Below are 23,911 nucleotides of genomic sequence, written 5' to 3' on the forward strand. Positions count from 1 at the left end.
CTACTCCGCCGCGCCCTGCTCCTCGTACAGCTCGAACCAGATGCTCTTGCCCTCGCCGCGCGGGTCCACGCCCCACGCGTTCGCCAGCAGTTCGATGAGCATCAACCCGCGTCCGGAGGAGGCCAGTTCGCCGGGGCGGCGTTTGTGGGGGAGGTCGTCGCTGGTGTCGGTGACCTCGACATGGAGACGGCGGATGCCGGCCTCGCCGGTGACCTGGGCGAGGAGGAGGGCGTCGGCGTCGGTGTGGACGAGGACGTTGGTGAGCATCTCGGACAGCAGCAGGACGGCGGAGTCGACCTGGTCGGGGGAGGCCCAGTCGTGGAGGAGCTCGCGGAGTTGCTGGCGGGCGGTGGCGACCCGCTCGGGCTCCGCCTGGGCCACCGAAAGCATCGTGCGCCGTACCGCGGGACGTTTGACGACCGCCGTGTCCTCGCAGCCGCAGCCCTCCCCCTGCCGGCACAGCAGCAGCACCGCGATGTCGTCCTCGCGGCGGTCGGCGAGCGGGCCGGTGGTGTGGTGGGAGGAGGGGCCGTGCACCGCCTGGACCAGGGAGTCGGCGAGTTCCTCCAGGTCGCCCTTGTGTTCTTCCAGGATGGTGCGGATCCGCAGCCAGCCGGTCTCCAGGTCGTGCCCGCCGGTCTCGATCAGGCCGTCCGTGCAGATCATCATGGTCTCGCCGGGTTCCAGGGCGAACCGGGTCGTCGGGTAGTCGGCGTCCGGGTCGATGCCGAGCGGCAGACCGCCCGCCGTGGGCCGCGCCATGACCGTGCCGTCCGACATCCGGATCGCCGGGTCGGGGTGCCCGGCGCGGGCGATGTCCAGGGTCCCGGTCATGGGGTCGGCCTCGGCGTACAGGCAGGTCGCGAAGCGCAGGTCGTCGCCGTCCGAGGTGATGCCGTGCAGAAAGCGGGAGGCGCGGGAGAGCACCGCGTCCGGGCGGTGGCCCTCGGAGGCATACGCCCTGAGCGCTATCCGGAGCTGCCCCATCAGGCCCGCGGCCCGCACGTCATGGCCCTGGACGTCGCCGATGACGAACGCGAACCGGCCGGAGGGCAGCGGGATCATGTCGTACCAGTCGCCGCCCACCTGCAGGCCGCCGCCGGTCGGCACATAGCGTGCGGCGACGCTCATGCCCGGTATCTCGGGGCCGAGCGTGGGCAGCATCGAGCGCTGGAGGCCGTCCGTCAGCTCCCGTTCCGACTCGGCGAGCCCGGCCCGGGACAGGGCCTGCGCGAGCATGCGGGCCACCGTCGTCAGCACGGACCGCTCGTCCGGTGTGAACGCGACGGGGTAGGTGAAGGCCGCCATCCAGGCGCCCATCGTCCGCCCGGCCACGGTCAGCGGCAGGAACGCCCACGACTGACGGCCGAAGTGCTGGGCCAGCGGCCAGGTGACCGGGTAGCGGGACTTGTACTGCTCGGGGGTGGACAGATAGACGGCCCGGCCGGTGCGGACCACCTCCGCCGCCGGGTAGTCGGTGTCCAGCGCCATCTGCGAGAAGGGGCTCTCGTCGCCCGGCTGGTGACCGTGGTGGCCGATGATCGTCAGCCGGTCGCCCTCCACGCCGAACACGGCGAGACCGTCCGGTGAGAACCCCGGCATCGACAGCCCGGCCGCGACCCGCAGCACCTCCTCCGTCGACCGCGCCTCGGCCAGCGCCCGGCCCGCGTCCAGCAAGAACGCCTCCCGGGAGCGCCGCCAGTCCCCGGTCACCGCACGGCGCCCCGCGGCGGTGCCCGGCGAGGGGTCGGTGACCTCCTGGAGGGAGCCGGTCACCTCGTACGAACGCTTCTCGCGGTCGAAGGACGCGTGGAAGCGGCTGCGGCCGACCCGGATGATCTGGCCCCGCTCGTCCATGATCCGCACCCGCACCTCGCCGAGCGTGCCCTCGGCGACGGCGAGCTGGATCACTCCGCTGATCTCGTTCCAGTCGACCGGGTGCAGACGGGCGCGCACCTGGGCCTGGCTGAGGGTGCACTGCTCGGCGGGCAGCCCGAGCAGCCGTGCCACCTCCGCGTCGACCGTGACCAGCCCTGTAGCGGTGTTCCAGTGCCACAGTCCCGTCGCGAGGGCGGCGAGAACCTCCCCCACGGCCGGCAGGGGCTCACCAGTGCGCATTGCCCCACTGTAGGGAGAGATGATCGGTGACTGCCACTGAAGCTGTTCATCGTTGAATGGGTGGGAGGCGATTAATGGGTGGGAGGCGATCTTGGGGTGCCCGGTACGCTTGGTGGAGTTTCACGTGAAACAGCCCCCGATCCGCGAAGACTGGATGAACGACGATGCATCGGTACAGGTCCCACACCTGCGGCGAGCTCCGCGCCTCTGACGTCGGCACCGACGTCCGGCTGAGCGGCTGGCTGCACAATCGGCGCGACCTGGGTGGCATCCTCTTCATCGATCTGCGTGATCACTACGGCATCACCCAGCTGGTCGCCCGGCCGGGCACGCCCGCATACGAGGCCCTGGACAAGCTCTCCAAGGAGTCCACCGTCCGCGTCGACGGCCAGGTCGTCTCCCGCGGCACCGAGAACATCAACCCCGATCTGCCGACCGGCGAGATCGAGGTCGAGGTCTCCGAGGTCGAACTGCTCGGCGCGGCCGCCCCGCTGCCCTTCACGATCAACACCGAGGACGGGGTCAACGAGGAGCGGCGCCTGGAGTACCGCTTCCTGGACCTGCGCCGCGAGCGCATGCACCGCAACATCCTGCTGCGTACGGCGGTCATCTCGGCGATCCGGCACAAGATGACGGCGCTGGGCTTCAACGAGATGGCGACGCCGATCCTGTCGGCCACCTCCCCCGAGGGCGCCCGCGACTTCGTCGTGCCGTCCCGTCTGCACCCGGGCAAGTTCTACGCCCTCCCCCAGGCACCGCAGCAGTTCAAGCAGCTGCTGATGATCTCCGGCTTCGACCGCTACTTCCAGATCGCGCCCTGCTTCCGTGACGAGGACGCGCGCGCCGACCGCTCGCCGGGCGAGTTCTACCAGCTCGACGTCGAGATGTCCTTCGTCGAGCAGGAGGACGTCTTCCAGCCCGTCGAGAAGCTGATGACGGAGCTGTTCGAGGAGTTCGGCAACGGCCGCCACGTGACGTCCCCCTTCCCGCGGATCCCGTTCCGCGAGGCGATGCTGAAGTACGGCTCCGACAAGCCGGACCTGCGTGCGCAGCTGGAGCTCGTCGACATCACCGACATCTTCGAGGGCTCGGAGTTCAAGGCCTTCGCCGGCAAGCACGTACGGGCCCTGCCGGTGCCGGACGTCTCCGCGCAGCCCCGGAAGTTCTTCGACCAGCTCGGTGACTTCGCGGTCTCGCAGGGCGCGAAGGGCCTGGCGTGGGTGCGGGTCGCCGAGGACGGTTCGCTGTCCGGCCCGATCGCCAAGTTCCTGACGGAGGAGAACGTCGCGGAGCTGACGAAGCGCCTGTCGCTGTCGGCCGGTCACGCGGTCTTCTTCGGCGCGGGCGAGTTCGACGAGGTCTCGAAGATCATGGGCGCGGTGCGGGTCGAGGCCGCCAAGCGCGCCGGCCACTTCGAGGAGGGCGTCTTCCGCTTCTGCTGGATCGTCGACTTCCCGATGTACGAGAAGGACGAGGAGACGGGTGCGATCGACTTCTCGCACAACCCGTTCTCCATGCCGCAGGGGGGTCTGGAGGCCCTGGAGACCCAGGACCCGCTCGACATCCTGGGCTGGCAGTACGACATCGTCTGCAACGGCGTCGAGCTGTCCTCCGGCGCGATCCGGAACCACGAGCCCGAGATCATGCTGAAGGCCTTCGAGATCGCGGGCTACGACCGCGAGACCGTCGAGGAGAAGTTCGCCGGCATGCTCCGCGCCTTCCGCTTCGGCGCCCCGCCGCACGGCGGCATCGCCCCCGGCGTCGACCGCATCGTCATGCTCCTCGCGGACGAGCCGAACATCCGCGAGACCATCGCCTTCCCGCTCAACGGCAACGCCCAGGATCTGATGATGGGGGCGCCGACGGAGCTGGAGGAGGCGCGGCTGAGGGAACTGCACCTGTCGGTGCGGAAGCCGCAGCCGAAGTAGGCGTCTGACCGGAGGGGCCCGGACCGTTCACCGGTCCGGGCCCGCTCCGCTGTCTGTCCTTCTCGTCACCCGATCAGTTCGCGCCGTTGTACTTCGGCTTGTGCAGGCGGTCGGGTGTCAGCGGGCTCATGTCGGTCACGTCGCGCGGGACGATCTCGAAGCCCTGCCAGTGCACCGGCATCGGCGTCTGGTCCTCGTCGCGGGCGATGTGGTGGAAGCCGACGTTGACCCAGGCGACGGGGCGGGTGAGGGTCTGGCCGTTCACGAACTGGCCCACGTGGTCCTTGCAGCCCGGCTCGCCGTTGCTGTTGTTGTCGTTGGAGTAGGTCTCGCAGCGGTTGAACTGGGTGACGTACAGGTCGTGCCGGGTGTACGGGCGCGAGGCGTACTTGTCGGTGTGCTGCTGGACGATCTCCCACGAGCGCGGATGGTTGTCCCCGTTCCTGGCCGTGCTGACGACACGCCACCAGCGGGCGTTGCTGTTGTCGCCCTTGAACTCCTTGGTGATCGGCGTGCGTGTGGTCTTCAGCCGCCCGTAGCCCGTGGTGCCCTCGGTGCCGTTGGGCTTGGTGTCGTAGCGCTCGACCTTGGACTTCCACGAGCCGTCCGGCTTGAAGTCGAGCTTCCACAGGACGTTGTGCTGGTGGCTCAGGGCCTTGGCGCTGCCGTTCTTGCCGACCGGCCAGCCGGTGCCGTCGGAGGCATCGAACTCGCCGTCGGCCAGGTTGCCGGTGGCGCCCTCCTTGGCGGTGATGGTGCCGTCGTCGGAGAAGTTCCACTGGGTGATGTAGTGGTACCAGCCGACCGCGTTGACGGTGTACACGACCAGGTCGCTGCCCTGCGCGGAGTCGATGTGGGCGTGGGGCTCCCCGACAGCTTCGCTGTTCCCGTGGTACGCGAAACCGCGCGGCTGCGTCGTCACGCACAGCCCCTTGACGGTCAGACGTCCGGGCCCGTCCGGGTCGTCGACCCGGACACTCTTGATCGTGCCGTTCGGGCAGTCCTTCGGTTTGACGGTGAGGATGTTGGAGCCGAAGTACTGCTCGGTCACGTCGTTGTACTCGAACTCGCCGTTGTCGTACGGCACATGGATCTGGGCGAGGGCGGCTCGGCCGAGGACCTCGATCGGACGGATGGCGTGCTTGGGCTGGTAGGTGATGTTCGTCAGGACCAGACCCGAGGTGGGGTCGTTGCGCCAGCACATGCGCCAGGTGGTGCCGTTCGGCAGCTTCTTGGTGATGGTGGACGAGGGGCTGCAGGCCGCCTGCGCCGTCGGGGCGGATCGGGGCGTGGCGTCGGCGCTCGTCAGTGTGGTGGCGGGCAGGGCGAGCAGGGCGCAGGCTCCGGTGAGGGCCAGACGCCGGGTGAGGGACCGCATGGGCGGGGCTCCTTGTCTGATACGTGTGTGATCGTGCCGGTCTCAGGGGAGCCGGTGCACTGAGCGGTCGCTGAGGTCGATGACGAACTTCAGGGTGTCGATCCAGGGCCCGTTCCTGACGCTGGTGAAGAGCCGTACGCAGCGGTGCGTGCCGTCGCAGTCGGCGAGTTCGGTGCCGTCCGGCGGTGGGGTGTCGTACGTCATGCCCTGCACCCGGAGCTGACGGTCGCTCGTCAGCGGCCGGCCGGTGGCGCTTTCGTAGTCCTGCCGCACGCCCTGCCCGAGCGGATCGGTGAGCAGTACCTTCAGCGCCTCGCGCGACTCCGGCCCGGCGGGCGGCGGCTGGCTGCCGGTGGTGGACTGGGCGCGCTCCACGCGGCCGGTGGTGAGGTTCACGGTCTTCTTGACCAGGCGGTCGTCGCGGTAGTCGTAGAAGAGGATGTCGGCCCGCCGCTCGGCGTCCGTCCCGTCCGGGTCGACCAGGGTGGTGGTGAGGAGCTGCGGCTTCCCGTCGCGTCCCCGTACGTCCTCGCTGGTGGCGCGTAGTTGCCGGTCCGCGCCGAGGGCCAGCTGCCCGGCGCGCTCGATCTCGGCGTCGGTCAGGGCGTCGTTGCCGGTTCCGGTGGCCAGTGGGGCGGCGGCGGGTGCGGGCTGTCCTGGTGTTTCCGGTGAGTCGTACGGCGTCGGCGTGGCTGTGGCCCGGGCTGTGATCGCCGGGCTCGGGGTGCCGTCGTCACCCGAGGCGTTCATCGGCACCGTCACGGCGACCATCGCCGCTGTCCCGGCCACGGCCACCGCCGTGCCGGTCAGCAAGCGCCGTATGGCCTTGCGGTGTGATGTGTCGCGTTGCATGAATCCCCCATGTCTTCCTGAAGTGGCATCCGGTGACGGCCCGGCCCTGACCGCGTGGCAGCGTCGGGGCCGGGCCGGGCGGGAGTCAGCCTGTGGTGTCCCACTTCCACGGACCGCACCTGTCGGGGGCGGCCCCGATGTTCACGCAGGCCCGGTACTTGATGCTCTGCCCGTCGGTGAAGTTGCGGTAATAGTCCACGTTCGTTCCGCAGCCATTGGTGTTGTGCAACGTCACCCGCCCTGCCCCGGCCCGCTGGTACTGGGCGTACACCTTGCGGTCGTCGCAACTGGTGTCGGAGACCCGGAAGTCGTCGGTGCTGGTCCAGTAGTTCACCCGGGCCCGTTCCACGCTGCCGATGTACACCGAGGCCTGCCCCGTGGCCGACGCAGGCGCCATGGCCATGACCGACATGACTCCGGCGGCACAGGCGGCCACCGCCGCGCGGCCCAGGTTGCGTGTCTGCATGCTTGTCCTCCGTTGACTGGAACGACACTCGGCCGTTCTGCGGCCGGCCCTGGATCGGGCCGACACCAACGAGTTCAGCGCTGGTCAGGGTTGTTCAGCAGCCCCCTGCCGCCACAACTGAACAAAGCCGTATGGCCAGTTGGGGCGGACCTTGTGGGCCGGAAAGAGGTCTTGCCGGGCTACGCGGCGTGTTCCTAACGTGGCCGGGACGCGGGGGATCCCCGTGGCGTCGGGGGACGGGGGAACGAGCGCGATGGGGCGTCGGGAAACGCCGGTGGATCCGAACGCGGGGCCGGTACAGCGCTTCGCCTACGACTTGCGCAAGGTGCGGCGGGAGGCCGGCGGCCTCACCTACCGAGAGATGGCACGCAGGACTCACTACTCGGTGACCGCCCTGTCCCAGGCCGCCGCCGGTGAGCAACTGCCCTCCCTGGCCGTCACCTTGGCGTATGTCCGGGCCTGCGGCGGCGATGTGCAGGAGTGGGAGCGGCGCTGGCAGGAGACGAGCCAGGAGTCGGCGGTACGGGAACGGGCTGACGACGGCGGGCAGTCGCCCTATCAGGGGCTGGCCCGGTTCGAGCCGGACGATCACGACCGGTTCTTCGGCCGCGACAAACTGGTGGCGGCCTTACGACGATTGACCGGTGACCGGCGTTTCACGGCCGTCTTCGGGCCGTCGGGGAGCGGGAAGTCCTCACTGCTGAGGGCCGGGCTGATCCCGGCACTGCGCGAGGGCTGCACCGGCCCGGTCTCCGCGATCCGGATCCTCACGCCGGGCGAGCATCCGCTGCGAGCGCACGCCGAGGCGCTGCGGCTGGTCGGTGTCGCGCCTGGCGGCCCGGCGCCGGGCGGCGTGCGGACACCCGGCACGACGACGGCCGGTACTAGGACGCGGGGGACGACAGGCGAGGTGACGGCGCGGGGCACGACGACCCGCCGGACGTCTGGCGCCGCCGAGAGCGGCGGCACGGCAGGCGACACCGTCATCGTCGTCGACCAGTTCGAGGAGGTCTTCACCCTCTGCCAGGACCCGGAGGAGCGCGCGCAGTTCATCGAACGGCTGCTCGCCGCCCGTGAGCCGGACAGCCGGCTGCGGGTCGTGATCGCCGTACGCGCCGACTTCTACGGCCGCTGCGCCGAACACCGCGCCTTGGCCGACGCGTTGTCCGACTCCGGGCTGCTGGTCGGGCCGATGAGCACGGCCGAACTACGCAAGGCGGTGATCGGGCCCGCACAGACGGCCGGACTGATCGTCGAGCGGGAGCTGACCGCCCGGGTCGTCGGTGAGGTGGAGGGCGAGCCGGGCGGGCTGCCGCTCATGTCGCACGTGCTGCACGAGACCTGGCGCCGGCGGCGGGGGCGGGCACTCACAGTGGAGGCGTACGAGGCGGCGGGCGGGCTGCACGGGGCGATCGCGCAGACCGCCGAGGACGTCCACGCCGGGCTGTCCGCACCGCAGGCGGAGCTCGCCAGGCTGATCCTGCTCCGGCTGATCACGCCCGGCGAGGGCTCGCAGGACACGCGGCGGCCGGTCGCCCGTACGGAACTCGACTTCGCCGACGACCCCGACGACGTCCCCCTCGTCCTGGACCGGCTGGCCCACGCCCGTCTGATCACCCTCGACGAGGACACCGTCGACCTCGCCCACGAGGCGCTGATCACCGCCTGGCCCCGGCTGCGCGGCTGGATCGAGGAGGACCGGGAGCGGCTGCGGGCCCACCGGCGGCTGACGGAGGCGGCCCAGGCGTGGGACGACCTGGGGCGCGACCCCGGGGCCGTGTACAGGGGGGCGCGCCTCGACACGGCCGACGAGTTGTTCACCGCCTCCGGGAGCCTCACCTCGCTGGAAGGCTCTTTCCTGGCCGCGAGCCGGGAGGCCCGCACGGGTGCGCGGCGCCGCCGGCGCGGACTGATCGGCGCCCTCAGCCTCCTGGTCGTCCTGTCCCTCGTCGCCGGGGTCGTCGCCTGGCAGCAGGGGCGCACGAGCGACCGGCGGCATGCGGAGGCGGAGGCGCGGCGGATCGCGGCGGTGGCGGAGAGTCTGCGGTTCTCCGATCCGGTGACGTCGATGCGGCTGGGGGTGGCGGCTTGGAGGCTGGCGGAGACCGCGGAGACCCGGGGGGCGTTGGTGGGGGCGGTTACGCAGCGGGAGGAGGACACGTTCGCGATACCTGGGGCGGATGTAGGAGACGCGGAGTCGGACACAGGCGACGGGCGCCATCTCGTCGACAACGGTCGGACCCTGATGTCCATCGCTCCGGAGCGGATCACGACGTGGGACCTGCGCACCCATCGTCGTACTGGCTCGTACCCGGGGTACGGCGACGAGGCACTGGGCACGGTCGAGGCCGTCGCACCGGACGGCCGTCTGCTCGCGCTGTGGGAGGGCGACGGGATCCGTATATGGGACGTCCGGGCTGGGCGGGTCACCGCCGAGCTACCGACGGACTGGGCGATGAGCGTGGTGTTCGGGCCCGGCGGGGACACCCTGTTGCTGGCCACAGAGCCTCCGGATCCGGAGAAGGGCGGCCCGACTTCCGTCCAGGCCTGGGACCTGCGCACCCGGCGGATGTTGGTGCGGGTCACGGTGCGGGAGGGGGAGACGGTCCAGCAGATGGCGGTCAGTCCGGACGGCCGCTGGCTGGCGTTGTGCTCCGACAAGCGGCCGCTGGAGATCTGGGACACCGCTGGAGGGGGGACGGCCCGCGTGCCCTGGCCGGCAGGACTGAAACGGTACTCCTGTGCCGGTGAGGTCCACTGGCTCGACTTCGCCCCGGACAACCGCACCATGGCGCTTCTCACCGAGACCGGAATCCGCATGGTGGACTTCCGCTCCGGACATGAGCTCACCGGGATCGAGGAGGAGGGCCTGAGCTCGCTCCGGTTCAGCGAGGACGGCCGGTTCCTCGCCGCGAGCGGGGAGCGGGGGCTTGCGGTGTGGCGCCCGTCGGAGCCGCACGACCCCGTCCCCGTCCTCCGGTACTCGTTACCCACCGAGGCCAGCGATTTCGCGCTCGACCTCGACGCGCACGCCGTGCGCTATCTCAACGGAGCCGTGACGGTCGTACGGTCGCTTCGCCTGGACGGGACGGTGCGGCGCTGGGAGCGACAACCGGCCTACCATGCCCAACTGGCCCAGGACGGAGCGACGCTGGCCGTTCTGCGGCAGAGCGGTGCCGGGAAAGGCGTCCAGCTGCTGGACACGCGCGACGGCGCTGTGCTCCTCGGACCGGAGGGCAAGCCGTGTGATGCCGAGGCGTCGGACGAGTTCGGGGACGGGAGCGAGCCGGAGTCGACCTGCGTCGATCTCATGGCATTCAGCGGCGACGGCAGGTACTTCGCCTTCGGCAGGAGCTGGTCCGACGCCGTCACCGATGTGACGAAGCGGCCCAGGATCACCGTCTGGGACATCAGCGCCCGGCGAGAACACGCCGTCATCGAGCCGCCGGGCGGCCGTGGTCTGTGGGGGGTGCAGAGCGTGGCGCTCACTCACGACGGCACTTCTCTGCTGTCGTTCAGGTCGTGGGGCGACAAAGCGGTCGACGTGTGGGACGTGCGCCGCCGCGAGCGCGTCCGGACGGTGGACAGGGCCGCCGCCGAGGGTCTGGCCGTGACGGCGGAGGTGGACAGTTTCTACCCGTATGTGAAGAGGCTGGCGGTGCGCCGGGACGGAGACACCGTGGTGACCCCCGACGGAGTGATCGCCGACCTCTCCACTGGGCTGGTCAGCGACCGCAATCTCGGCGATGACCTGACCGAAGAGCTGGCCTTCAGCCCCGACGGGGCCTATCTCGCGGCGGCCGACCCCTTCGGCAGGGTCCAGCTCTGGGACGGAGGCGTACGCAAGCGCCTCAGCCTGCTCCCCGGCACGGACGACTTCGCGTACTCCGACCCCTACGCCTTCGGTGGCTACACCGGCAGCGTGACCAAGCTCGCCTTCTCCGCCGACAGCCGTACCCTCGCGGTGGGCGACCCCTTCGGCAGGGTCCAGCTCTGGGACGTACCGTCCAGCCGCCCCCTCGGCTCCGCGCTGTCGACATCGGGTGGCTCGGTCCTGTCCCTCGCCTTCGGGGCCGACGGAGGCACCCTGTACGTCTCCGGCACACACGTCCCGCTCCAGAAGTACGACGTCACGCCCGCCCACCTCGCCGACCAGGCCTGCGACCGCGCCGGAGGCGGTCTGTCGGCGGCGGACTGGAAGACGTATCTGCCGGATCTGCCGTACCGCGCGACCTGCTGAACAGCGCCCCGCGGGGTGATGTCGGAGAGTCGCTCAGCGACCCCAGGCCGAGACCACGTCCCGCGCCCCCCACACCAGCCCGACGCCACTCTCGTTCACTGCTCCCGTCGTACCTGAGAGGGACACGACGGCGAGACCCGTGGCCCCCGGAGTGAAACCGGGGACCTGGGCGGCACCCTGCATGAGGGCGGTCAGGTCATGCTGGTCGAAAGGGGAGGCGAGCCACTTCACGGAGCCGGCGAAGTGCAGAGACCCGGCCACAGGGGCGCGGTCCGCGCCGATCAGGTCGATCTCCGGTGAGAACCGCCGGTTCCACCAGCCGCCGACGACCTCCGTATCGGGCCAGGGGAAACCGTCGGAAGCCGCTGCGGCAAGTTCCAGCGCCTCACGGATCAGGGGCTCGACGGCTCGTCCCCGCCATGCAGCCCAACGCCGCTCCACGATCCGGTAGGCGGCGTCGGGGCGCCCGCGCCTGGACAGTTCCTGAGCGGATCGCGTCGCCGCCAGGTAGAGCCGCAGGTTGCTGTCGGCCACGCGATAGAGCGCGGGCTTGCCGGGGCTGGTGGACAGCGGCGAGTCCGCGGCGAGCACCCGTTTCTCCACGGTGAGGCGTCTCAGTAGCGGGGACAGTATCCCGGAGGGCAGCGCTCCGCTCTGACTGCCCGCGGTCGCGGCGATGTTCGCGTGCGTACGGTCTCCGCTCCCCACGGCCTCCAGGACCCGGCGCGCCTGGTCGGGTGCCGGGAACTCCGCCATGAGCGCCGCCTCAGGGACGCCGAAGAGCGGTGAGGCTGGGTCGGCGCACTCGGCCTTGATGAAGTCGAGCGCCGGTGTGCCGTGCGGCCAGGCGCGCAGGATGCCCGGCAGGCCGCCGGACACGAGATGGGCGTCGATGGCGTCGGCGCCGTCCAGCCCCAGCGCGTCGCCGGTCTCAGCGGGGTTGAGCGGGCCGAGGACGAGGCTGTCGGCACGCCCGTAGAAGGGTCGGTCGTACGCCGTGAAGCGCTCCATCATGTGCAGATCACTGCCTAGCAGGAGCAAGAGCACCGGGCGTGTGGCCAGCAGCCGGTCCCACGCAGCCTGCAGAGCTCCGTCGAACACGGGGTCCTGCTCGGCGAGCCAGGGCAGTTCGTCGACGACCACGATGCTGGGCGAGGCGGGCAGGACGGCGGCGAGCGTCCGGAAAGCGTCTGGCCAGTTCGTGGGGGCCGTTGCCGGCACCAGTTCGGGTGCGGCTGGTAGGGAGGATTCCCTCAGCTCCGCGGTGAAGTCGGCGATCCCTTCCAGGGGGGAGGCGCCCTTGGTCGCGGTGAAGAAGACGTACGGCAGCCCGGCGCCGTCGCAGAACTCCTGCACGAGCCGAGACTTCCCCACCTGTCGCCGGCCCCTTATGGCCACGGCGACGCCGGTGGCGTCCGCGGAGACGCGGGCCAGGCGCTTACGGAGGAGGGCCAGCTCGGTCTGACGGCCGACGAAGGGGGTGGGCATGGGGACTCCGGCTTTATGTAGATTCATTCTACGTAGATTGAGTCTACATAACATACCTGGCGGACTTTGCTGTTTGCCTGCCCCGCTCTAGTCCTGCTCGGGGTCGCCGTCCTCGACGCTGTTGAGCGTTTCCTCGATGGTGATGTCGATGCAGCGGTCGCGGTCTGCCGGGCTGAGGGAGGCTTCGGGTGTGTCGAGTTGGCTGAGCCGTACGCGGACGCGGCGGGTGACGGCGTCCGGCTGCGGCGTGGGGGTGGTCTTGCGGAGGTCCTTGTAGACGGTCCAGGTGAGGCTGGCGATGCTCACGACGAGGGCACCGAGGGAAATTGGGTCGAGGTACTGGTCGGGGCGGGTGGTTGTCGTCCCGCGCGCGTGGAGAGCGACTTCCACGTCTGTCGTGACGGTGGGGGTGTGGGGAGCGGCCAGGCGCTTCGCGGCGGCTCGGGCGCCGAGTTCCACTGGGTCGGGCATGGGCGGTCTCCTCGTGGGGCGCTCAGACGGTGGCGGGTGGGTCGTCTTCGAGTACGAAGTGGCGTACAGCCGGGGGCAGCGGGGCGCCGGTGACGGACTGCCAGGTCGGTTCGAGGGCGTCGATTCCGAGAGAGCGGGTCAGGCGCTTGAGGTGGTGGGGGCCCGGGCCGGTCAAGGGATGTGGGAACTGCTCAAACAGGGTGACGCATCGAACCATCCATTCCAGGGCTTCCCGGGGCTGTTGCCGTGCCTCCGACAGGAGGCCGAGCTGCCCGTAGCTGCTGGCTAGGCCGGGTTGGTTGCCGAGGGCTTCTTCGATGGTGAGGGATTGGTGGTACCAGTTTTCGGCGTCCTCTAGTTGTCCCCGCGCTTGGGCGACCCAGCCGAGTTGGTGGTAGGTGCTGGCTAGGCCGGGTTGGTTGCCGAGGGCTTCTTTGATGGTGAGGGATTGGTGGTACCAGTTTTCGGCGTCCTCTAGTTGTCCCCGCTCTTGGGCGACCCAGCCGAGTTGGTGGTAGGTGCTGGCTAGGCCGGGTTGGTTGCCGAGGGCTTCTTCGATGGTGAGGGATTGGTGGTACCAGTTTTCGGCGTCCTCCAACTGCCCCCGCTCTTCGGCGACCCTGCCGAGCTGGTGGTAGATGGCGGCAAGATAGCCGCGTTGCCGCGACGTGCTTGGCTGTAGCTGCAGGGCGTGAAGTACCTCTCTGTGGGTGCGCTCGGCCTGATCCAATTGGCCCGCCATGACCTGCCGGTTTGCTTGCGAGCCGGTCAGAAAGAGCCACAGCGCTCCTGCGGAGGACTCGAGGTCGGGCACACTCCCGTCAGGGTCTTCGAGGACCACTCGTGCCCGGTCGACCCACGCGCGAGCCTCTGCTGCGAGCCCCCGTGCGTCCCAGTACTCGTCCAGCGGTTGGGCGATGTCTTGGACTTGGTCCCACAGGCCGTGGTCGAGTGCGTAGCCGAGCATGCTGCCCAGAGTCCGTCGCTGGTGGCTGATCAACGCCATGGCGAGCTGAGCGTCTCCGCCTCGGATCTGTTGGTCCAGCCACGCACCGAAGACGGCGCAGGCTTCGAGGAGTGCCCGTTCGGCAGCTCCTCGTTGATCGCGGTGGGTGTCAGGGGCGAGGGTGCGCCAGTGGGCCGTCAGGTAGGCAGGCAGAGCCGGATGAAGGCCGTACATATTGGCGCCCAGCGACGTCAACAGCCCTACTTCCGTGGCGCGCTCCAGCACCTGCGTCCACTCGGCGGCGGTATGGCCTCGGAACCACTCGGGCGACTCGGAAGCTGCCGACAACAGGCCCAGCACATCGGCATCGGCGACCCCGTGGAAGAGGCTGAGCACAGTGAGGGCGCGCTGGTCCGCAGGGGACAGGTGGGTGAAGGAGTAGGCGATGCTCGCGGACAGCGAGGTCGTGCGGTCGCCGTCGTCAGGGTCGGGCAGGGGCGTGGTGCCCTGGAGGCCGCTCAGCAGCTCCCGGGGGCTCGTCGTGTCGAGTCGCGGCAGGATGAGCCGCATGCTGAGCGGGTGTCCGTCCAGCCACTGCATCAGCTCGCCGAACGCCTTCGACTCCCGGTGCCTCCGGGTGTCCGGGTAGGGGGACAGGAGTTGCTCGGCGTATTCGTTGGCCTCGTCGGTCTCCAGGCCGGCCACCGGGATCCGCCGTATCTCGGTGCCGAGCCAGGTCTCCGGCGTACGGCTCGTCACGATGACCGCGCTCTTGCCGCCCGCGGCGATGCGCCGCAGGAAGTGGCGTAGTTCGTCTCGCTCGGGTTCCGACAGCGGCTTGGTGGCGTTGGTGGGATCGGGCAAGGTGTGGACGGACTCGAAGTTGTCCCAGAGCAGCAGGAGCCGGTGCGAGGTGAGTGCCTTCTCCACCAGGGCCTGGCGGCGCGAAGGGTCGACGCGCGCGAACTCAGTGCCCCAGAGGCTCAGGCCGATGTTGGTGATCACCCCCTCCAGCCCGAACGTGGCTACCCCAGGTTCAAAGGAATGCCAGATCACCCCGTCCTCGTCGTCCAACGCCCCGGTGTCCCGCCACCACCGGCCGAACGCCTTCGCAAGTTCCGTTTTCCCGGTCCCCCCGGGTCCGTGCAGAACAACAACACGGTTCAACCGAGCAGCCGTATCCAGCGTGTAGAGCAAAGCATCGCGCCCCGTGAACTCGCCCTCGGCCGCCAACGGCGTCTCCGGTCCCGCCCGTTCACCCTCCTCGGTATCGGGCTGTTCACGCATCCGGTCCAGAAGGTTGTCCAGCGACTCCTGTTCGCCCCGCTCGGTGCGCAGCCGGGGGAAACGAACCTCGCTGCGCTCGTACGCGACCGGCACCACCCAGTCGGCCAGCGGCAACATCCCCTTCGGAGACGGCCGGAGTGGATGTCGGTCAAGGCGCCGCCGCCCCGCCGACACCGCCTCGGACAACAGATCCCCGGCGAACAACCGCTCGTAGAACGCGGCCATGAACTCGGCCGCCGCGACCGCGTACACGCTGTACGCCATCGCCACCACCGCGCCCGCGCCCTCCTGCAACAACCGTGTGGCCACGGTCGCTTCGACCTGTGAGCCCATCACCGCGGACTGGCAGGCGTTGAGTACAACGACCGGCACTTGCGCATGCTTGAGCACCTGCGCAACGCGCCCGGCAGGTACCAGGTCGGAGCCTCCACCCGAGGGCTTCTCGAACGCCAACATCCCCTGCGGGCCGGGCCCTTGGAACATCACCGGCGGTCCCCACGCACCCCCACCCTCGCCCATGGCCGGCGTATGCCCGAACACCCCGTGCCCGTCGAAGTGCACGATCTGGAAGGGTTCACCGGCCTTCCGTGCCTCCCCCAGCACCTCCCGCAAGTGGTCCAGGGTCGGCGGTCGTAACACCACCAGGTCCACCTGTCCGCGTACCGCCTCCAGGCGACGTAGCAGCGGCCGGGCGATCATCTGGTAGCCCACGTCCGCCGTTCCGTGCGGCCGGGAGATCACCATCAGGACCCGCAGGCGAGATCCGCCGACCGTGAACACGTCTCCCAGGGCTGCGGTGGGCAGTCGGCGGGACACCACAACCTGGTCGTCGAGCGCGACCGGGGTCGGCCGCTCGGGATCCGACATCAACTCCCATGGCAGACCCAGGTACTCCGCCGCCCCCGAACGCACCACGATCTGCACCGGGCAACCCCGCGCCCGGGCTCGGGTGTAGGCATCCCGGGCCGGCCCCGAACCGAAGACTGCCTCGAAGATCTGGGCTCCCCACTTCGGGAGTTCCATCTCCACTCGTGGGCCGCGCTCTCCGTACACCCCGAACGGTGCGCGCAGGTAATCCTCGAGGTACCAGCGCAGTTCCTCCAGCGCCGCCCCGTCCAGCGGCCAGATCAGCGGGAACGGGTCACCGACACGATCAGGAAGGGACTCACCGGCCCGCCACGCGGAAACAGTCACCCGGCCGTCCTGCGCAATATCCAGCAGAAGCCGCTCCGTCACACCCATCACCCCCGTGACGGCTCCGGGCCGACCCCCAACGGCCCCTCGGACCAGCGACTTTAGCCACCATCCCGGGCTCCTTTTGCCCTCTCATGGAAATCCATAGTGCTTTCCCATGATCCTGACAGCCCTCTTACCTAGCGTCCTGGCCATGACGGGAAACGAGAATCAAGGACCGGCGCACAAGCGGAACGTGACGCGCCGCAAGGTCGTTGTCGCAGGTGGAGCGGCCGTGGCCGCGGTGGGCGTCGGCGGCACGCTGGCCGCGACCGCGAACGCCGGCCAGAGCGGAAAGGGCGCCGGGGCGAGCGCGTCCGCCAGCTCCACCTCGGCGGAGACCTGCTACAAGCTCACCGCCGAAACCACCGAGGGTCCCTACTACATCGACGCGGACAAGCTCCGTACGGACATCACCGAGGACAAGGAGGGCAATCCGCTGACCCTCCGCATCAAGGTGATCGACGCGGAGACCTGCAAGCCGCTGAAGAACGTGGCCGTCGACATCTGGCACTGCGACGCGTTGGGCATCTACTCCGGCTACGAGAGCCTGTCGACCGGCGGTGGCGGCGGCGCCCCGACCGATGCCCCCACGGGCACGCCGACCGGCACCCCGACCGGTGAGCCGCCGTCCGGCGCTCCTTCGGGCGGCACCGGCGGTGGTGGTGTGCATGAGGAGCCGACCGACGACGAGCGCTACCTGCGCGGCACCTGGAAGACCGACCGGCAGGGCTTCGTCACCTTCCGGACGATCTTCCCGGGCTGGTACCGGGGCCGCTGCGTGCACATCCACACCAAGGTCCACGTGGACGGAGAGTGGACCGACGCCGGCTACGAGGGCGGCACCACCTGCCACACCGGCCAGTTCTTCTTCGACGAGGAGTCCGTCCTCGCCTCCGCCGAGGTCGAGCCGTACTCCACGTCCACGACCGAGCGCACCACGCTCACCGAGGACACCATCTACGACCAGTCCGGCACGACCGGCGGTCTCCTCAAGCTGAAGTACGACAAGGACAACATCGCCAAGGGTGTCCGGGCCTCCATCACGGTCGGCGTGGACCCGGAGGCGACGAACACGGGCACGTCGATGTAACTCCGGACGCGCGGACACGAGAGCGCCCGGGACGTGAAGTCCCGGGCGCCCCGTCGCCGCTGCTCTCAGATCAGCCAGAGCAGACCGTCGCCGCCCAGCAGCGTGCCGGACTGCTGCTGGAGGCCGATGGCGGGTGCCGTGATCACGCGGCTGCCGGTGCCCGTTGGGTGGGTGGAGCCGCCGGGGAGCATGAAGACCGCGCCCGTGGAGTTGTTCTCGCCCGAGGCGCCGACGAACAGCTCCGGCTTGCCGTCCTTGTTCACGTCGCCCGCCGAGACGGTGGTCCCGAAGAAGTCGTCGGTCTCCGAGGCGCTGGGCACGCCAGAGGTGTCCTGGGTGAAGCTGTACGAGCCGGTGCCGAGGGTGCCCGAGGCGCGGCCGGGGATCACCGTGGCGCGGCCGGCTCGCTTCTTGCCGCCGGTGCTCTCGTACGGTGTGCCGACCACGATGTCGGCCAGCCCGTCCCGGTTGAGGTCGGCCACGGCCACCGTGCCGCCGAACGCGTCGTACTTCTCGCTCGTGTCCGGCACGCCGACGGTGTTCTGCGTGAGGTGAACGGGCGTGGCGTCGGCCGAAATGCCGGTGGCCGACCCGTACCAGACAGAGACTCGTCCGCCCAACGCGCCGTCCACGCCAGCGACTTCGGGCTCGTCCGGATCGCCCACCACTAGGTCCGCGTAGCCGTCGCCATTGAGGTCGCCGGTGGCGGAGATGAGGCCGTTGCCCTGCTGGAGGGGCTGCCCGGACCTGCTGGGGTTCAGGTAGATCTCGCCGCCGGTCAGCCCGCTCATGCGGCTGCTGATGAGGACCCGGTCCGGGGTGGTGTCGCCGTTGAGGTCGCCGAGCGCGACGGATTCCAGGGACGGGGTGTCCCTGTTGGGGGTGACGGACCCGAAGCTCCCGTTGCGGCTGAACGAACCCTGGAAGAGGACAGAACCGTTGTATCCCCCGACCAACACCTGTGTCCTGCCCCCCGATCCGCCGCTGAGCGCGGCAAGGTCGAGTCCGAAGTATGTCGGATCACTCGACGGTGTCGGCAGATCGGTCCCGCCCGCCAGCCCGCTCTTCCTGCCCCATACCACGGTCACCGCACCCGAGTCGGTGCCCTTACTCGTGTCCTCGTAGGGAGACGAGATCACCAGGTCGGCATAACCGTCCCGATTCAGGTCCTCCGTGGCGGTGGCGGCGCCGAACCTGTCGTACGCCTCGGCCGTCCCGGGAATGCCGGTCGTGTTCTGCGTGAGGGTCTTTCGGCGGGCGGTCGCCAGCCCCGACGACGACCCGTACAGCACGACCACGGCACCGGCTGCCTCCTTGCCCGCCACGTTCGCGCCGGGCGCGGGCAGGACGGCGTCGCGGTAGCCGTCCCCATTGAAGTCACCCGGAACACCGCCGTGCACGGCGGCGGCCGGACCGACGGGGAGCACCAGGCTCCCGACGAGAGCCGCCACGATCACGGCGGCGGCTCTCCAACTCCCCCTGGACACACTGCTACCCATCCCAGCCCCTCCACCCCCGGCGCACCGTCCGTGCACCCGCATCCCGCGGGAATTGTAAAGCCGAGCCGGGACGGTGAAGTCCCGGGCTGCCCTACGGAGTTCCGGGCCGGCGCTGGTTCCCCTACCTCGCCACGAAGTGGGTGAGGATCGCCTGGACTTCGTAGATGTCCACGCCCTTGGTGAAGGTCTTCTCGATCGGCGTCGCGGAGCCGGAGATCCAGATCTTCAGCTCGGCGTCGAGATCGAAGGTGCCGGCGGTCTCCACGGCGAAGTGGGTGATGCTGCGGTACGGGACGGAGTGGTACTCCACCTTCTTGCCGGTGATGCCCTGTTTGTCGACCAGGATCAGACGCCGGTCGGTGAGCAGGATGGTGTCGCGGATCAGCATGTACGCGGCGTGCACCTGCTCGTCCTGGCCCAGCAGACGTGCGTAGTCCTGCTGTGCCTTGCCCGGGTCTATCGTGTGCGCGTTGCCGAACAGTGCCATGGATGGAACCCCCACTCGATTGGCTGTGTCGCCCGGTGGGTGGACGCAGAGGGAGGAGTGGGGGGTTGCGCCGATGGAGGCCCAGGTCAGCCCGATCGCCAGGCAGGCCAGGGGCTCAAGCCTCGCTGGACGTCTCCTCGGAGATGTCCGGGTCCTCGGCGAACAGGTCTTCCGCGTGTGTGACCGTGATGGCCTTGCGGAGCCAGTAGTCGACGCGGTCGACGTCGGTGCAGGCGGTGATGCGTTCGCGGATGTCTTCGGAGACGGGGATTTCGCGTGCCTCCAGGACGGCCAGGACACCCTTGGCCTCGCCCCTGGCCTCGCCTTCGACGTAGGCCTTCTCCAGGAGTGTGCCTTCGCCGGGGAAGTAGTTGACGAACGTCATGATGTCCCTCCATTTGTCTCCGGCTGGGGTCTTCCCCAGACCTTTCTCCAGGAACTGCCAGAAGTAGGCGCCCGCCTCCAAGCCCATCCCCGCGAGGGCACGGCCCATTGCGTTCAGTATGGCGTCGATGTCGGGGCTGTTGGCGTGTGCGAGGGCGGAGAACACGGCCATCGCGGGCTTCTCGGCCGCGGTTCTCGCGTCAGTGATCACCGGTAGGTTGTCCGGTCCGACGACCAGTGGGTAGGTCCGCTGAGCGGTCCAGCCGCGGGTCCCGCAGTCGAAGGGGCCGGCTGCCCACTTGGTCGTGGCGCGGTCGCGGCAGACCACGAGCAGTAGTACCGGCAGGCGGTACTTCGACTGGAGATACGCGATGTAGTACGGCCAGCTCGACTCCTTCTTCGCGTCGCGCCGCTCCTGTGCCTCCACCGCGAGCAGAAAGTCCTCGCCGTCGGACGGGCAGACCCGCAGGGCGGTGTCGATGTGGCGGGCCATGGGCTTGGTCTCCGTCGCGTCGGAGACGATCGCGTCGACCGTCGCCTTCTCGGGTAACGCGATGCCCAGCACCTCGAAGACCGGTGCCAGGATTTCGGGCCGCTCCTGGAAGATGCGGTGCATGCCCTCATGAGCTGATGTGACCATGTGTGCAACATAGGTTGATCAAGGGGTGGGCTGGTCGGGGGACGGAGGTGCGTTCACTCTTTCGAGCGGCGATGCAACGTTCACGCCGCCGACGTCAGCTCGCACCACACGCTCGAATGATCACCGTTACCCCGCCGCCCTCCTCCAGCGCGCTCAGGTGTCGTACAGGCCGTTCCAAGGTGGGCCGAAGCCCAGGTGGTCCGGGTAGAGCTCGGCCCAGGGTTCGCCCTCGTCGTCTCCGGTGAGGAGGCCGAACAGGACGCCTTCCACGGTGAGTTGGAAGGAGCGGATCGCGATGTCCGTGTAGGTGCGGCGGGGCAGGGCCCTGAGCAGGGTCGCCAGGTGGGCCCGGGCCCGGGGCAGGACTTCTGGGGTGCGTTGCTGCTCGGCCCAGGTGCCCGCGCACAGGATCTGCGAGTCGCGGTAGATGCCCTTGGCGTCGAACGTGTGCAGCGCGGCGTAGAGCCGCTTGTGCTCTTCCCAGCCCGCGTCAAGGCGGAAGCCCTTGGGGAAGGCCCAGGTGACCGACCCCAGGAACTGTCCGTCCGCGTAGCGACCGATGGCCTCCGTACGGCCGTGTGGCTCGTAGGCGATCGGGATGACCTCAGGTACTGCCATGGCGCAGACCATACGGTCGTGACGTGTGCGCCGTGTACGCAGGGCACATACCGGATTGACCGCTCGGGCAACTTTCTCGTTTCGTCCGCGAGTTGATCACCCCTTTCTCACCCCTACTCGCCGCCGAAGCGCTCCTTGTACGTCTCCAGGTCGTCGTCCGTGAGCTTGGCGAAGAGGACCGGGGGGACGGTGAAGGGGGTGCCGGCGGGGACCGAGTTCAGTGCCTTCGCCTCGTCGGTGCTCACCCAGGTCGTCGTGTCCTGCGTCAGGGAGAACGCCTGGCGCATGGCGGCCGAGGTCGTCGGGATGAAGGGCTCCGAGACCACCGCGTAGAGGTGGATCAGGTTCATCGCCGTGCGGAGGGTCAGGGCCGCCTCGTCCTTGTCCGTCTTGATCTGGAGCCAGGGGGCCTTCTCCTCCAGGTAGGAGTTGCCGGCCGACCACAGGGCGCGGAGGGCCGCCGCCGCCTTGCGGAACTGGATGGCCTCCATCTGCTCCTCGTACTCGGTGAGCAGGCGGGCGATCTCCTCGCCGAGCTTCGCCTCCGCCTCGCCGGGCTCCGCGCCCGCCGGGACCTCGTCGCCGAAGCGCTTCTTCGAGAAGGACAGGACGCGGTTGACGAAGTTGCCGAGGGTGTCCGCCAGGTCCTTGTTCACCGTGGCCGTGAAGTGCTCCCAGGTGAAGGACGAGTCGTCGGACTCCGGGGCGTTGGCCATCATGAAGTAGCGCCAGTAGTCGGCGGGCAGGATCTCCAGGGCGTCGTGCGTGAAGACGCCGCGCCGCTGTGAGGTGGAGAACTTGCCGCCGTAGTAGTTCAGCCAGTTGAAGGCCTTGATCACGTCGACCTTCTTCCACGGCGCGCGGGTGCCCAGCAGGGTCGCCGGGAACATCACGCTGTGGAAGGGGACGTTGTCCTTGCCCATGAACTGCGTGTACTGGACGTCCGCGTCCGACTTCCACCACCAGGAGCGCCAGTCGCGGTTGCCGGTCGGGTCCTGGTCCGCCCACTCCTTCGTCGAGCCGATGTACTCGATCGGGGCGTCGAACCAGACGTAGAAGACCTTGCCGTCGGCGGCCAGGTCGGGCCAGGTGTCCGCCGGGACCGGGACGCCCCAGTCGAGGTCGCGGGTGATCGCGCGGTCGTGCAGGCCCTCCGTGAGCCACTTGCGGGCGATGGAGGACGCCAGGATCGGCCAGTTGTCGGCGCGCTCGTCGACCCATGCCTCGACCTCGCCGGCCAGGGCCGACTGGAGGAGGAACAGGTGCTTGGTCTCGCGGATCTCCAGGTCGCTGCTGCCGCTGATGGCGGAGCGCGGGTCGATCAGGTCGGTGGGGTCCAGGACGCGGGTGCAGTTCTCGCACTGGTCGCCGCGGGCCTTGTCGTAGCCGCAGTGCGGGCAGGTGCCGATGATGTAGCGGTCCGGGAGGAAACGGCCGTCCGTGACCGAGTACACCTGGCGGATGGCTCGCTCTTCGATGAAGCCGTTCGCCTTCAGCTCGCGGGCGATCTCCTGGGTGATCTCGTGGTTCTGGGGGGAGGAGCTGCGGCCGAAGTAGTCGAAGGCCAGGTTGAAGCCGTCGTAGATCGCCTTCTGCTGGTCGTGTGCCCGCGCGCAGAACTCGTCGACCGGGAGGCCCTCCTCCTTCGCGGCCAGCTCGGCCGGGGTGCCGTGTTCGTCCGTCGCGCAGATGTAGAGGACGTCGTGGCCGCGCTGGCGGAGGTAGCGGGAGTAGACGTCCGCCGGGAGCATGGACCCCACCATGTTGCCCAGGTGCTTGATCCCGTTGATGTACGGAAGGGCGCTGGTGATGAGGTGTCGAGCCATTGCGGGCTGCTCCCAAGTCGCTACATGGAGTGACGGTATTGGTGTGTTTGGACCGTCTACGAACCTTGAAATCGTAGCTGACTGGTATGGGGCGCCCGCCTCCCGTTTTACGGGGTGACGGGCACTCCGTGGGGTGCCTCGGGTGCGGTGCCGTCGTTACGGGCGCCAGTTCGCCAGTACGCCCTCGTAGAACTCCGTGTCCGTGAGTTCCTTCGGGGTGGGGCCCGCGTGGAAGAAGGCCGTGTTCTCGGTCTTCAGTTTGCGGAGGTAGTCGAAGGCCTTGTTGTCGTGCTCGCCGAAGGCGACGAAGGAGAAGAACAGGGTGGGGTGGGTCTTCGCGGCTTCGGTGAGGGACTGGGTGGCCGGGGTCTTCGCGTCCGGGGCGCCGTCGGTCTGGAAGATGACGAGGGCGGGGAGGGTGGTGCCGGACTTGGTGTAGTGGGTGGTGATTTCTTCTACCGCGGCGTGGTAGCTCGTACGGCCCATGCGGCCGAGGGAGGCGTGAAGGTCGTCGATCTTGGTGGGGGTGTGGTCGGGGAGGGTGAGGTCGCCGGTGCCGTCCACTTCCGTGGAGAAGAAGGTGACGTGGACGGTGGCGTCCGGGTCCAGGTGGGCGGCGAGGGCGAGGGTCTGGTCGCCGAGGGCCTGGGCGGAGCCGTCCTTGTAGTACGGGCGCATGGAGGCGGAGCGGTCGAGGACGAGGTAGATCTTGGCCTGGGTGGTGGTGAGGTTGTGGTGGGTGAGGGTGGTTGCGGCTGCGGTGTAGGCCGTCTGGAGGGTGGTGGGCACGGTGGCCTTCGGCTCCGGGTGCGGCTGCGGCTCCGGCTGCGACTCGGCCTCGGCTTCGCCTTCGGCCCTGTCGTTCCCACCCGCACCACCCGTGCTGCTTTCGTCGTCGGGTGCGGGTGGCCCCTGTGGGGCGTCCTCGCCGTCGGCGGCCAGCGGTTCGTTCACGGT

16 protein-coding genes are annotated in these 23,911 nt (G+C 69.3%); 3 read left to right on the plus strand and 13 right to left on the minus strand.

What is annotated here, in order from left to right; translation table 11 throughout:
* Entirely contained in the window at nucleotides 1-2,118 is a 2,118-nt protein-coding gene (locus ACTWQO_RS30305; protein ID WP_443240546.1) for a SpoIIE family protein phosphatase, read from the minus strand.
* Between the two features lie 164 nt (nucleotides 2,119-2,282).
* Between ACTWQO_RS30305 and aspS the strand changes: the two genes are divergently transcribed.
* Nucleotides 2,283-4,046 (plus strand): aspartate--tRNA ligase, encoded by a 1,764-nt coding sequence (aspS, locus tag ACTWQO_RS30310; protein WP_443240547.1) that lies wholly within the window; start codon nucleotides 2,283-2,285, stop codon nucleotides 4,044-4,046.
* Nucleotides 4,047-4,119: 73 nt separating this feature from the next.
* Here the strand turns inward: aspS and ACTWQO_RS30315 are convergent, their stop codons facing one another.
* From ACTWQO_RS30315 to ACTWQO_RS30325, 3 genes are all read right to left on the minus strand, one after another.
* Entirely contained in the window at nucleotides 4,120-5,424 is a 1,305-nt protein-coding gene (locus ACTWQO_RS30315; RefSeq protein ID WP_443240548.1) for a copper amine oxidase, read from the minus strand.
* Between the two features lie 42 nt (nucleotides 5,425-5,466).
* Nucleotides 5,467-6,276 carry a hypothetical protein gene (locus ACTWQO_RS30320; RefSeq protein WP_443240549.1) on the minus strand — a complete coding sequence of 270 codons (810 nt, stop codon included), beginning with the start codon at nucleotides 6,274-6,276 and terminating at the stop codon, nucleotides 5,467-5,469.
* 85 nt (nucleotides 6,277-6,361) lie between these two features.
* Nucleotides 6,362-6,742 carry a hypothetical protein gene (locus ACTWQO_RS30325; protein ID WP_443240550.1) on the minus strand — a complete coding sequence of 127 codons (381 nt, stop codon included), beginning with the start codon at nucleotides 6,740-6,742 and terminating at the stop codon, nucleotides 6,362-6,364.
* A gap of 253 nt (nucleotides 6,743-6,995) precedes the next feature.
* Here ACTWQO_RS30325 and ACTWQO_RS30330 point away from each other — a divergent pair, with 253 nt between their 5' ends.
* Complete coding sequence (locus ACTWQO_RS30330) at nucleotides 6,996-10,982, plus strand: nSTAND1 domain-containing NTPase (protein ID WP_443240551.1); 3,987 nt, start codon at nucleotides 6,996-6,998, stop codon at nucleotides 10,980-10,982.
* A 33-nt stretch (nucleotides 10,983-11,015) separates the two neighbouring features.
* Here the strand turns inward: ACTWQO_RS30330 and ACTWQO_RS30335 are convergent, their stop codons facing one another.
* From ACTWQO_RS30335 to ACTWQO_RS30345, 3 genes are all read right to left on the minus strand, one after another.
* Nucleotides 11,016-12,470 (minus strand): AAA family ATPase, encoded by a 1,455-nt coding sequence (locus tag ACTWQO_RS30335; protein ID WP_443240552.1) that lies wholly within the window; start codon nucleotides 12,468-12,470, stop codon nucleotides 11,016-11,018.
* Between the two features lie 87 nt (nucleotides 12,471-12,557).
* Entirely contained in the window at nucleotides 12,558-12,941 is a 384-nt protein-coding gene (locus tag ACTWQO_RS30340; protein WP_443240553.1) for a hypothetical protein, read from the minus strand.
* A gap of 22 nt (nucleotides 12,942-12,963) precedes the next feature.
* Nucleotides 12,964-16,410 carry a tetratricopeptide repeat protein gene (locus ACTWQO_RS30345; protein ID WP_443240554.1) on the minus strand — a complete coding sequence of 1,149 codons (3,447 nt, stop codon included), beginning with the start codon at nucleotides 16,408-16,410 and terminating at the stop codon, nucleotides 12,964-12,966.
* A 151-nt stretch (nucleotides 16,411-16,561) separates the two neighbouring features.
* On the opposite strand from ACTWQO_RS30345, the gene ACTWQO_RS30350 reads away from it, so the two are divergent.
* A complete protein-coding gene (locus ACTWQO_RS30350; RefSeq protein ID WP_443240555.1) occupies nucleotides 16,562-17,500 on the plus strand; it encodes an intradiol ring-cleavage dioxygenase in 939 nt (312 codons plus the stop codon).
* A gap of 65 nt (nucleotides 17,501-17,565) precedes the next feature.
* Here ACTWQO_RS30350 and ACTWQO_RS30355 read toward each other — a convergent pair whose 3' ends face one another.
* The 6 genes from ACTWQO_RS30355 to ACTWQO_RS30380 form a co-directional block, all read right to left on the minus strand.
* The gene (locus ACTWQO_RS30355) at nucleotides 17,566-18,999 is read right to left on the minus strand and encodes an FG-GAP-like repeat-containing protein (RefSeq protein WP_443240556.1); all 1,434 of its coding nucleotides are present in this window, start codon (nucleotides 18,997-18,999) and stop codon (nucleotides 17,566-17,568) included.
* 121 nt (nucleotides 19,000-19,120) lie between these two features.
* Nucleotides 19,121-19,486, minus strand: coding sequence for a PH domain-containing protein (locus ACTWQO_RS30360; protein ID WP_443240557.1), 366 nt, complete (start codon nucleotides 19,484-19,486; stop codon nucleotides 19,121-19,123).
* Nucleotides 19,487-19,601: 115 nt separating this feature from the next.
* Nucleotides 19,602-20,510, minus strand: coding sequence for a hypothetical protein (locus tag ACTWQO_RS30365; protein WP_443240558.1), 909 nt, complete (start codon nucleotides 20,508-20,510; stop codon nucleotides 19,602-19,604).
* 153 nt (nucleotides 20,511-20,663) lie between these two features.
* Nucleotides 20,664-21,128: a hypothetical protein gene (locus ACTWQO_RS30370; RefSeq protein WP_443240559.1), complete on the minus strand. Its 465-nt coding sequence runs from the start codon at nucleotides 21,126-21,128 to the stop codon at nucleotides 20,664-20,666.
* A gap of 113 nt (nucleotides 21,129-21,241) precedes the next feature.
* A complete protein-coding gene (gene metG, locus ACTWQO_RS30375; RefSeq protein ID WP_443240560.1) occupies nucleotides 21,242-22,954 on the minus strand; it encodes a methionine--tRNA ligase in 1,713 nt (570 codons plus the stop codon).
* Between the two features lie 156 nt (nucleotides 22,955-23,110).
* Nucleotides 23,111-23,911 (minus strand): VWA domain-containing protein (locus ACTWQO_RS30380; protein ID WP_443240561.1); only part of this gene is annotated, 801 nt, incomplete at its 5' end.

Source organism: Streptomyces sp. 4N124 (genome assembly GCF_052245395.1).
Lineage (GTDB): Bacteria > Actinomycetota > Actinomycetes > Streptomycetales > Streptomycetaceae > Streptomyces.